The 11,809-nt window shown below is 36.1% G+C and carries 12 protein-coding genes, 1 tRNA gene and 2 riboswitches; of the genes, 11 read left to right on the plus strand and 2 right to left on the minus strand.

Annotated features, from left to right (window positions below):
* Positions 1-202: 202 nt before the first annotated feature.
* From PHP06_08845 to PHP06_08895, 11 genes are all read left to right on the plus strand, one after another.
* Positions 203-287: transfer RNA gene (locus PHP06_08845), tRNA-Leu, on the plus strand.
* 84 nt (positions 288-371) lie between these two features.
* The gene (locus PHP06_08850; protein ID MDD3840661.1) at positions 372-1,712 is read left to right on the plus strand and encodes a citrate/2-methylcitrate synthase; all 1,341 of its coding nucleotides are present in this window, start codon (positions 372-374) and stop codon (positions 1,710-1,712) included.
* Positions 1,713-1,987: 275 nt separating this feature from the next.
* Positions 1,988-2,121: riboswitch (cyclic di-AMP (ydaO/yuaA leader) on the plus strand.
* Positions 2,122-2,131: 10 nt separating this feature from the next.
* Entirely contained in the window at positions 2,132-3,550 is a 1,419-nt protein-coding gene (locus PHP06_08855; protein MDD3840662.1) for an SH3 domain-containing protein, read from the plus strand.
* An 85-nt stretch (positions 3,551-3,635) separates the two neighbouring features.
* Positions 3,636-3,817, plus strand: a riboswitch (cobalamin riboswitch).
* 116 nt (positions 3,818-3,933) lie between these two features.
* The gene (locus PHP06_08860) at positions 3,934-4,878 is read left to right on the plus strand and encodes an ABC transporter substrate-binding protein (protein MDD3840663.1); all 945 of its coding nucleotides are present in this window, start codon (positions 3,934-3,936) and stop codon (positions 4,876-4,878) included.
* 29 nt (positions 4,879-4,907) lie between these two features.
* The gene (locus PHP06_08865; GenBank protein ID MDD3840664.1) at positions 4,908-5,960 is read left to right on the plus strand and encodes an iron chelate uptake ABC transporter family permease subunit; all 1,053 of its coding nucleotides are present in this window, start codon (positions 4,908-4,910) and stop codon (positions 5,958-5,960) included.
* Between the two features lie 4 nt (positions 5,961-5,964).
* Positions 5,965-7,233, plus strand: a complete 1,269-nt coding sequence (locus PHP06_08870) for an ABC transporter ATP-binding protein (GenBank protein MDD3840665.1) — start codon at positions 5,965-5,967, stop codon at positions 7,231-7,233.
* 74 nt (positions 7,234-7,307) lie between these two features.
* Positions 7,308-7,553 (plus strand): hypothetical protein, encoded by a 246-nt coding sequence (locus PHP06_08875; GenBank protein ID MDD3840666.1) that lies wholly within the window; start codon positions 7,308-7,310, stop codon positions 7,551-7,553.
* A 70-nt stretch (positions 7,554-7,623) separates the two neighbouring features.
* Positions 7,624-8,199, plus strand: coding sequence for a bifunctional adenosylcobinamide kinase/adenosylcobinamide-phosphate guanylyltransferase (gene cobU, locus PHP06_08880; protein ID MDD3840667.1), 576 nt, complete (start codon positions 7,624-7,626; stop codon positions 8,197-8,199).
* A gap of 16 nt (positions 8,200-8,215) precedes the next feature.
* Positions 8,216-8,962 (plus strand): adenosylcobinamide-GDP ribazoletransferase, encoded by a 747-nt coding sequence (gene cobS / locus PHP06_08885; protein ID MDD3840668.1) that lies wholly within the window; start codon positions 8,216-8,218, stop codon positions 8,960-8,962.
* Between the two features lie 19 nt (positions 8,963-8,981).
* Complete coding sequence (gene cobC / locus PHP06_08890; GenBank protein ID MDD3840669.1) at positions 8,982-9,593, plus strand: alpha-ribazole phosphatase; 612 nt, start codon at positions 8,982-8,984, stop codon at positions 9,591-9,593.
* A gap of 52 nt (positions 9,594-9,645) precedes the next feature.
* Positions 9,646-10,791 (plus strand): MFS transporter, encoded by a 1,146-nt coding sequence (locus PHP06_08895; protein MDD3840670.1) that lies wholly within the window; start codon positions 9,646-9,648, stop codon positions 10,789-10,791.
* An 18-nt stretch (positions 10,792-10,809) separates the two neighbouring features.
* Here the strand turns inward: PHP06_08895 and PHP06_08900 are convergent, their stop codons facing one another.
* Together PHP06_08900 and PHP06_08905 are read right to left on the minus strand one after the other, a co-directional pair.
* Complete coding sequence (locus PHP06_08900; protein MDD3840671.1) at positions 10,810-11,637, minus strand: ABC transporter permease; 828 nt, start codon at positions 11,635-11,637, stop codon at positions 10,810-10,812.
* Positions 11,621-11,809, minus strand: a 189-nt coding sequence (locus PHP06_08905; protein MDD3840672.1) for a spermidine/putrescine ABC transporter ATP-binding protein, incomplete at its 5' end; no start/stop codon positions are given. The genes PHP06_08905 and PHP06_08900, both read right to left, overlap by 17 nt.

Here is an 11,809-nt window from a genome sequence, read left to right on the forward strand (position 1 = left end):
CATCCTCGTTAGTAGCGGCAGAAAAAATAAAAGATGTTGAGGTTTACTCGGAGGATGAATTATATGGATGTTTACATGAATGGTATATATTTGAACAGTAAAATCTCAAAGAGTGAGAATTAACGATATCTTGACAAATTATATATGTGCGTGTATAATTTTCATTGCAACTCATATTTCCTTTCAAGTTAAACCTAATTGTGCGAGGGTGCTGGAACAGGCAGACAGGCACGTTTGAGGGGCGTGTGTCATACGGCGTGTGGGTTCGACTCCCATCCCTCGCACCATTTCTATTATTTTTTATGAGAATATAAAAATCAGCATTTTTTTATTTATAAATACATGGGATAATATGGAAAAGGAGGGCAAAAATGGGCGTATTGGATAAGCTATGTTTGCTTGCAGAAAAAAACAATAAGATAGAAAGTGAATTATATATTAAACATAATGTAAAACGTGGATTGAGGAATAGCGATAGTACAGGGGTATTAGTTGGACTCACCGATATAGGAGACGTTCACGGATATGTAATAGACGAAGGGGAAAAAGTTCCTGTAGAAGGAAGGCTAAAGTATAGAGGAATAAATGTAAAAGAACTTGTAGAAGGATTTCAGCAAGAAAAGAGGTTTGGATATGAGGAGGCCTGTTATCTATTACTATTTGGTGAGCTGCCCAACAAAACTGAACTAAAACAGTTTTGTGACCTCCTTTCTGAAAATAGAAAGTTGCCAGAGGGATTCGTAGAAGATATGATCTTAAAGGCGCCTAGTATGAATATAATGAACAAACTGGCTAGGAGTGTACTAACATATTACTCCTATGATGATAATCCTGACGATATAAGTTTGAAAAATATGCTTAAGCAATCTATAAAGCTTATAGCCGTATTCCCTACAATTGTTGCATATTCTTATCAAGCGAAGTGCCACTATTTTGATAATAAGAGTTTATACATACATATACCGGACCCGAATTTATGTACTGCTGAAAATTTCTTGTATATGATAAGACCTGATAATAAATATACCCGATTGGAAGCTGAACTTTTGGATTTGAATTTAGTGCTGCATGCCGAACATGGTGGCGGAAATAACTCGGCATTTACAACAAGAGTAGTATCCTCTTCAGGTACTGATACTTATTCAGCTATAGCAGCTGCTGTAGGCTCATTAAAAGGCCCTAGACATGGCGGTGCTAACATGAAGGTAATGGAGATGATGGAAGACATTAAGTCCAATGTAGATGATTGGGCTGATGAGCAAAAGCTTGAGGATTATTTGCTGAAGATACTAAATAAGGAAGCTTTTGATAGGTCAGGCTTGATTTACGGTATGGGACATGCAGTTTATACATTATCTGATCCTAGGGCTAGGTTGCTCAAACAAAAGGCTGAAGAGCTTGCCAAAGAAAAAGGTATGGATAAGGAGTTTTTGTTATATACCAACATAGAAAAACTTGCTTCAAAAGTTTTTTCTAAATTTAGAGGGAAAGAGCATATAATAAAACCTAACGTGGATTTTTATTCTGGATTTGTTTATGATATGTTAAATATACCGCTTGAACTTTATACTCCCATATTTGCTATTTCTAGAATAGTCGGTTGGTGTGCCCATAGGATAGAAGAAGTAATAAGCGGAGGCAAAATAATAAGGCCTGCTTACAAGAATGTTTCAGGTAAAAATAAGTACGTACCATTGAATGAGAGGGAGTGAAATTGAGGAAAAGTAAAGGGATATTCAGATTCATTTGTAATGTTCCTAAATTGCTATTGATGCCATTTATATTTATGTTTATGTTAACTTTGCTTATTTTCAAAGGATGTAAGCGATACTTACACAGATTGTCAACAAAATTTAATAATATGTAATAAAGTTGTAATAGTTTTGTAATACAGCTGATGGCAGCGTTATTTACTGTTATTTAGAGACTTGGCAGTTTTGACAAGTCCCTTTTTTATATTATAGAATATAATTAGCCTGTATTATATATACCCAATACGCTGAATCTTTAAAAATATGAAAGTACGGAGGAACCAGCAAACAGGGGTGAGTCCATTATGTAATGGTAGGGACGCAAGTTCCGAACCCGTCAGCTAACTTCGGAAGCGTTAAGAAAGGGGTTGTTTTTTCGATTGGGTTTTAAAAAAAGAGTTATAAGCATGTGTTTAGTATTGCTCTTTCTGATTTCTTTTGCTTGTTTCAGTCAGCCGATGGAGGCTGCGGGAATAGGCACAGGGGTTGTCAAAGTTAGAACATCTGCAAATGTCAGAAGTGGTGCAGGATTATCCAACTCAGTCATAGCTAGCCTATACAACGGCAATAGAGTTGATGTTCTCAAGAAGTCCGGCAGTTGGTATAATATAAAGATGCCTAATGGTAGAAAAGGCTGGATATATTATACCTTGTTGAATGTAACGAATAACGGGACTAGCTCAAGAGCTCAAGGTGCTTCAAATGGTACTGTAACGGGCAGTGTTGTGCGAGTGAGAAGCAATGCAGGTACCAATAGTTCTATCATAAGTCGTGTAAGAAAAGGCACCAAGGTAGAGGTATTAGGCAAGAAAGCTACAAACGACAGATATGGGTTATGGTATAGGATAAAAGCACCGAATGGGTTGATAGGATGGCTTTGCGGAGATTATCTGAATGTTAATGGCAGTGTACCTGCTCAAAAATCAGGAAGCAGTCAGGGAGGGCAAAGTTCAGGAACAGGTTATGTGACCGCAAGTGTACTCAACATAAGAAGTGTTCCATCCACTAGAGGAAATGCACCAATAGGCAAGTTGACCAGAGGCACAAAGGTGAATATTGTTGGACAGGGCAATGGTTGGTACAAGATTCAGTGGGGAAGCAAACAAGGTTGGGTTTCGGCTAATTACATCACCAAGAAGTCACCATCCAGTAATTCCAATGGCAGCAGTAAGAAAAAAGTGCAGTCAGCTGAAGGATATGTAAATACAAGAGCCGGATTGAATTTAAGGAAACTACCTGTTATAAGCGGTGGTACCCTTGTAACAGCATTACCTTATAAAACTTCAGTAAAGATTAAGGCACAAAAAGGTGATTGGTATCAGGTTGAAACTTCCGGTGGAAAAACAGGATGGGTATTCAGCAAATACATAACAAAAGGAACCGCATCATCTAGAGGAGGCTCCACAGGCAAAGTATCGGATGTTATATCTACTGCAAGAAATTATCTAGGTTACAGATATGCATATGGTGGTGCATCACCATCTTCCGGTTTTGATTGTTCGGGGCTGACACAATATGTATATAAAAAATTCGGTGTAAACTTGCCTAGGAGTTCAAGTGCTCAGGGTGCTTATAAAGCAACTAAAATAAGCAGCATGGGTGCTCTTAAACCAGGAGATCTGGTATGTTTTACTACCAATGGCAGTGGGAATGTGAGTCATGTAGGTATATATACAGGCAATGGAAATTTCATACATGCCCCAAACTCCAAGAGACGTGTTGAAGAAGTGAATATGCACACTAAATTTAGCGGATATTATGCAAAAAGGTTTAAATGGGGTTTAAGGGTATTAAAGTAAAAAGATCAAAACCAGATTTATTAAATCTGGTTTTTTTTTGCGAATTAGTTGAATTTTATATGTCCATTGTGATAAATTAATCATATAAAATAAAATATGGACAGGTGATTTCTTTAATCTTAATAGGGAATTCGGTGAAAATCCGGAGCGGTCCCGCCACTGTAATGATGAGCTGTTACTAGATTAGTATACCACTGGCTATGCCGGGAAGGTAGGTAGCAGCGATGAATCAGAGCCAGGAGACCTGCCTGTCTGTGCTACACTTTTGAACTACGGGGATAGGGAGGTGTTTGGTTATATTGTATTTGCCTTCCTTTTAGGAAGGTTTCTTTATTTATATTTAATCTGAAATTATAGTTGAGCTGAAAGGAGCTGTACTTATTATGGGGAAAATTAAATTAAAAAATATTTTGGTGTTATTTGTTGTCATTGCTCTGATCTTTGTATCAGTTGGTTGCGCAAATAATCAAAATTCATCTGATGATTTAAACGGTGAAACGGAAGTTATGGATGAAGAGACATCCATTGAACTTATAGATATGACAGGTGAAAAGGTTATAATGAATAAATCACCGGAGAAAATTGTATCATTGAGTCCGGCTAATACTGAAATATTGTTTGATTTAGGGCTAGATGATAAAATAGTAGGTGTCACTGAGTATTGTGATTATCCAGAAGAGGCAAAAAACAAACAAAAAGTAGGGGATTTTGATGGTCCTAACATAGAGGTGATTACCTCTATTATGCCGGATCTAGTAGTAGCAGGAGGATATATGCATGAAGATGCTATAAGTCAATTAAAAGACCTGGGAATTGTAGTCATTTCAAGCGAAGCAAATGATTTTAACGACATATATAATTCGATAGAAATGATAGGCAAGGCTACAGCAACAGAAGACAGGGCAGAACAGATAGTAGCACAGATGAAAAGCAAGGTTGATGAGATAAAGAACAGAGTAAAAGATAAAAAAAAGCCAAAGGTGTTTTTCATCGTAGAATATGGGACAGACCTATGGACTGTTTCAAAAGGTTCATTTATGCATGATGCTATAGAGATATGTGGAGGGATAAACATTGCCCAGGATGGCGAGACACCGTGGTGTAAATATAGCATGGAAAAGGTTGTGGAAAAAAATCCGGATGCCATATTTATTACGAAACATGTGGGAGATATAGAGCAGATTAAAAAAGATGATGTGCTTAAAAATACTGATGCCATGAAAAACCAGAAACTTTTTGTAATAGATGATAATATAATTGTCAGAGGTACTCCTAGGATAGTGGAAGGGTTGGAAGTAATGTATGAATGCTTATATGAGGAAAAGTAGATTTGATTAATGGATAAGGAGTTTATATGATGGCATATATAGACAAAAAGAGGTTTTATCATTTAATAATGGTGATGCTGATAATAGTATTGATTTTGATCGTAATTCTATCGTGTACTTTTGGTGCTGCACAGAACGTTGATTTTATAACATCTGTAAAAATATTGTTTAGCAATATGCCATTGATAGGCAGCTTTATTAAAAATGCGGGTATCCATCCGGAATATGAGATAATAGTCTTAAATCTTCGGTTACCCAGAATTTTGTTGGCAGGATTGATAGGTGCCGGGCTTTCAGTATCCGGGGCGGTATTTCAGGGAATACTGAAAAATCCAATGGCAGATCCATACATAATTGGTGTATCATCAGGGGCAGCGTTTGGTGCTACTGTTGCAATTTATTTGGGGCTCAATCTAACTTTTTTAGGATTTGGAGCGGTGAGCATTATGAGTTTTGTAGGTGCCATCGGAGCAACCTTGGTGGTATACTTTATTTCAAAGGTTGGCAACAAAGTGCCTGTGGTTACTTTGTTATTGGCAGGTGTGGCAGTCAGTTCATTTCTTTCTGCATTGATTTCTTTTATTATGTTATTTAGTAGGGAACAGGTGCATAATGTGATTTTTTGGATAATGGGCAGCCTATCAAATGCTAGATGGAACAATGTATATATAGCTTTGCCTTGTATAGGCATAGGGATAGCTATATTGTTTTGTTTTGCTCAGGACTTAAATATAATGTTATTAGGCGATGAGACTGCCTCCCATCTAGGCGTGGAAGTAGAAAAGATTAAGAGAATATTGATGATTGTGGCATCCTTTGTGGCTGCATCAGCTGTAAGTGTAAGCGGCATAATAGGATTTGTAGGGCTTATAATTCCCCACGCAATAAGGATTATATTCGGACCGGATCACAGGGCACTATTGCCTTTATCTGCATTGACCGGCTCAATATTTTTGATAGTTGCTGATAATATAGCAAGAACTATTGTCCAACCTATAGAAATACCTGTAGGAGTGATCACTGCTCTATGTGGGGGACCATTTTTCATATATCTTTTAAAGAAGAACAAGACGGCGGTGTAGTATTATGGGAGACAATATTGTAGAGATCAAAGATATAAGTTATAGCTATCAGCGCCATTTAGTATTAAAGGAAGTAAACATTGATTTTCCTAAGGGGAAGTTCATCAGTATATTGGGGCCTAATGGTTCTGGAAAAACTACTCTTTTAAAAAATATATCAGGTGCATTAAGACCGGATTATGGTACAATAAATATTGACAAAAGGAATTTAAATGAGTATTCTAAAAAGGAATTAGCAAAAAAGGTAGCTTTTGTGCCTCAAAACACTTCAATAAATTTTGATTTTAGTGTATATGATATGGTGCTGATGGGAAGGACGCCATATATCGAAAGGTTGCAGAATGAGAAAATCGAAGATCTTAAGATAGCCAAAAAAGCTATGGAGCAGACAAGCACTTGGCAGCTTAAAGATAGATTTGCTACACAGCTGAGCGGAGGGGAGATGCAAAGAGTGGTAGCAGCAAGGGCTATCGCTCAACAGCCCGAAATCATACTGCTGGATGAACCCACTTCTCATCTGGATGTATATTATCAATTAGATCTGCTTGAATTGATGCATGGATTTAAGGAAAGACGAAACCTTACAGTGATAGCGGTATTGCATGATATAAATTTAGCTGCACAATTTAGCGATCTGATTGTTCTTATTAAAGAGGGAGAAATAGTAGGAATGGGTCCTGCTGCTGAAATAGTAACTGAAAAGAATATAAAACAGGTGTATGGAATAGATTGCTTTGTATCTTTAAATCCTATCACAAAATCTCCCTATGTGCTGCCTTACGGGAAAAGTACGAATAACAGCAGAAACAAAAGCCATACAAGATTTCATATAATTTGCGGAGGCGGGTCAGGATCTAATCTGATGGAAAAGCTGTATGATGCAGGGTATCCACTATCTGCAGGAGTGCTAAATATAGGAGATACAGATTGGAATACTGGGAAAATATTAGGCATAGATATAGCGGAAGAATTGCCGTTTTCCCCCATAAGCAGTTTAAGTTTTAGAGATAATCTTAAACTGATTCATCAAAGCGATGTAGTCGTATTATCCGATCTTTACTTTGGTGAAGGAAATGTGAAAAATATTGAAATATTATTTGATGATAGCCTAAAAGATGTTCATATACTGGCCCTATATGATAAAATAAGCGATAAGGATTATACAGGTAATAAAGTTACAGCATTGTATGATAAACTCAAACAAAGAAAAAATGTTTTATTTTTTACTGATGAGGCTCATCTAATCTCCTTCATAAAGGATAAGTATAATTAGATATTTAGGTTTATTTATGATACTTTAGAAAGTTATGATTTATTTTAATATATAAAAAAGGAGGGTGGAGAGACATGGATAAAAAATTTTATTTGATTGGCATAGTGGTGGATGATAGGTGTAAACATGCTTGTGATGTACAAGAGATACTGACGAGAAACGGGAGTAAGATACTTACAAGATTGGGTGTGCATGATCCTGATGAGGATATGAGTATAATAACGCTGAATGTTAAAGCAGACCAAGAATTTGTAGAGCAGCTTGTATCTCAATTAGCTTCAATAGATGGTGTGAATGTAAAAAAGATTGAATTGTTTTAATAATATATATACCTGCTGTTTATAGCAGGTATATATATTATTATATTAAATAGAGAGGGATAGAGCGTATATGTCTCAAAACAAAAACAACAAACTTATATTAGTTACTGGCGGAGCTAGAAGTGGCAAAAGCACATTCGCTGAAAAAATAGCGGCTGAAATGGGAAAGGATATAGCATATATTGCAACAGCTATTCCTTTTGATGAGGGCATGAAACAAAGAATCAAAAAGCATAAACAGCAACGTCCAAGTACATGGGAAACATTCGAAGTGTACAGAGATATATACAAAACAATAAAAGAAATAAAATATCGTAAAGACTGTATTGTTTTAGACTGTATTACTCTGATGATAACAAATTTAATGATCGAAGAAACAGAAATAGATTGGGAAAATATGCCTTACCAGCATTCTCAGAGATTGGAGTCATATATAAAAGATCAGACATTGAAGTTGATACAAGAAGTGAAGACTGGAGACTGTTCTGCGATATTAGTCACTAATGAAGTGGGATGCGGCATAGTTCCAGACAACAATATGAGCATAATATTCAGGGATATATCAGGAAGGATCAATCAGATGATTGCAAGGCAGGCGGATGAGGTTTATCTGTTATCTTGTGGTATTCCGGTGAGAATAAAGTAGAGGGGAGGGGTTGCAGTTGCGATGGTTTAAAAGATTGATTTTGATGCTGCAATTTATGACAAGGATCCCCATCCCTGTTCAAATAGATGTAGAACAGGATGATTTTTCTAAAGGAATAATATTTTTTCCTATAGTTGGATTGGTTGTAGGGCTATTTTCAGCAGCAATCTATTATATAGCATGTTATATTAAACAGGGGCTTTTTGCTGTATGTATGTCAGTACTCGCCCAAACTATTATTACTGGCGGATTCCACGTTGATGGGCTGGGTGATTCTTTTGATGCCTTGTTTTCTGATAAAGACAAGGAAAAGATGTTGGACATATTAAAAGATAGTAGAATGGGAGCCAATGGTGTATTGGCGATAGTCTTTTCAATATTATTGAAAGTTTTTTTGTTAGATGGCTTGACTCCACCGTATATTTATAAAGGGATTATAGCAGCACCGATATTAGGAAGACTAGGCATTGTTATGTGTGCAAGTATCTCTAAGTATGCACGTCCTACTGATGGTCTAGGAAGACTTTTTACTGAAGGGGTAGGAACGGATCAGTTAGTCATTTCTAGTTTATTAACGATGGTGATGGTTTTTTATCTTTTTAATTATAAGGCATTCATATTTATTATAACCATCTTATTGTTTTCTTTACTGATATCCTACAGAGTACAACGAAAGCTTTGCGGAATAACGGGTGATATATTAGGCATGATCAATGAGCTCAGTGAGATTTTATTTTTGGTGCTAATGAATATTTTAGTTTAGTGGGGGAGTGATAAAATATATGACCATTATTATTCTGGTAAGGCACGGGGAGACTTATGCAAACAGGTCAAATACTTATTCAGGTTGGAATGATGTAGGGTTGAATGACAATGGAGAAAGGCAAGCAGTGAATATTGCACAAAAGCTAGCATCCGAAAAAATAGATTGTGTTTATTCTAGCACTTTAAGGAGGGCACTAGAGACTGCAGGGCATATTTGTAGGGCACATGATATTATGCTACATACTACTGATAACCTTAAGGAGCTGAATTTCGGACGTTGGGAGGGAATGCATTGGGGAGAAGTAGAGAAAAAATATACTAGAGAGTTTAAGCAATGGTGTACAGACTGGATAAATTATAAAATTCCAGGAGGAGAGAGTGCAGTTGAATTTTATCGAAGATGTGTTTCAGAAATAGATAGAATTATTGAGGCTCATAAAAGGCAAAAAGTAGTTGTTGTGACTCATCATGGGTGTATCAGAAATATATTAGCTCATCTTATTGGAAATGGCTTATCCGATTCATGGAGATTCAAAGTAGCAAACGGTAGTATATCTAGGATAGAGATTGTCGACGATTATGCAGTTTTGACACAATTGAACGATTGTTCAGCATACCTTGGATGTTAATCATGATAAAGGGATTGATAAAATAATTTATTTTAAGGAGAAGGAAAATATAATGCATTTTAAAAAAGTTAATTCAGTTACATATTTCGCCATGGCTTTTTTAGGGATTTATATTACCTTATACCAGAGAATATTGGATGTAATAGGAAACGATATGATGCTCAACAAGACATCTATGGCTTTATTGGTTACCATGCATTTTATGGGTTTTTTGATATCACCCTTGATTGCTGGTGAGATGAGCGATAAACGTGGGAGAAGAAAAATAATTTCAGGTGCTTATGCAGTGTTTTTAGCAGGTATAATATTCATACTATTTTCATCAAATATTTATATTTTGTCTATTGGGATTTTTCTTGTAGGAGCAGGTTTCGGTGTAATAGAAGGAGGACTTACTACTCTGTTGTCGGATTTGAATGTGGAGGATGAAAACAAGGTTATAAATATTTCACAGCTATTCTTTACTTTAGGTGCTGTTATAGGGCCTTTCATAGTGATAGGTTTTTTGCGCTTTTCTAATAACTGGAGGTTGCTGTACATAGTGTTTTTGATACCGCTGGCATATTTTTTCTTGTTTTATAAAAAAAGCGAATATCCTGATAAAAAACTTCAAGAAAAAATAGAGGGTACAATTGCAGCTAAATTGATAAAGAACAAGACCTTTTTGTTGCTTTGTATTTCTATGATAATGTATGTAGGCATAGAGGAAGGGATAGCTTTTTGGATAACATCCTACATGAAAGAAATGATAAGTGACGAATTGCTTCCAACTCTGGCTTTATCATTGTATTGGGCTAGTATGGCGATAGGCAGGTACTTTATGAGCAAGTATGAAAGCAAGCTCAATGAATTGATAATTATGTCTTCAGTTTTTTCTGCATTCTTTATCCTATTAGGCGTGGGATTTGATAATTACATTTTTAGTCTTATCTCTTTCGCAGGCATAGGCTTTGGATTTTCAGGTATTTGGCCTATGATCATGGTTATAACCGGAAGACGTTATAGTCAATATACAGGTACAGCCTTTGGAATCATGATGACATGTTGTGCTTTAGGGGGCATTATTGTTCCCTATATAATGGGTTTTATAGCTGAAATATATAATATGAAAGCTGCCTTGTCCTTTACTTTATTGCCTATCCTAGTCATAATATCTAATTTTCTGGTTATAAAAAAAGAAAAAAGCAAGCCGGTTTGATTTTTCCCACTTGCTTTTTTATTGTTTCCATATTAAAAATTTATTTTCAAAGTATGCCACAACTTTGTACATCAAAGCTGCTGCGACAGATAGGATAAGGACACTGGTCATCACAAGATCAAGTTTAAAGACCTGGCCACCATATACTATTAAATATCCTAGACCGGCTTTTGATACCAGAAATTCTCCTACTATCACTCCTACCCATGAAAGCCCTACATTTATTTTTAATGCAGAGATTATCGTTGGAATGCTGGAGGGAAGTATAACTTTTCTTAATATCTGGGCTTTTGTTGCCCCAAATGTCTTTAACAGTTTTATTTTATCCTGGTCTACTTCTTTAAATCCGTTTAATACACTTATTATTGTGACTATTAAAGATATGGTTAATGCCATAGTAATTATGGCTGCTGTTCCACTACCGATCCATACGATGAATATGGGACCTAAGGCTATCTTTGGAAGGCTGTTTAATACTACAAGATATGGATCTAAAACTCTGCTGAGGAAATCTGACCACCATAATATAATAGCTATCATCGTTCCTATAAGCGTACCTGATATAAAACCGATTATTGTTTCTATCAATGTTATGGATACATGTGTAAATAGGCTGCCCTCATTATATAAATTTACAAGTGTTCTAACTACCCTTGATGGTTGACTGGTGATAAACGGATCTATAAATCTCAAATTGGCTAGGAGTTCCCATAGTACAAAGAATGCTACCAGAAGAGCTAATTGTGAGACGAGAATATTACGTTTTCTTGTATTGATCTTTTTTATATATTCTAGGTGTTCCTTTGATGAATAAGTAGTTGGTTTATTTTTAGCTGACATGTACATCAAGCTCCTTCCAAATAGTATTGAAGTAATTTTTGAAGTTATTATCATCTCTGCACTTCAACGGGGATCTGTCGGCACAAGAAAATGCTATTTGATGAATACTCTTTATTTTTGCAGGTCTGTTTGTGAGCACTACTACTCTATCGGCCATAGATATAGCTTCTGCTATGTC

The organism is Clostridia bacterium (genome assembly GCA_028698525.1).
GTDB lineage: Bacteria > Bacillota > Clostridia > JAQVDB01 > JAQVDB01 > JAQVDB01.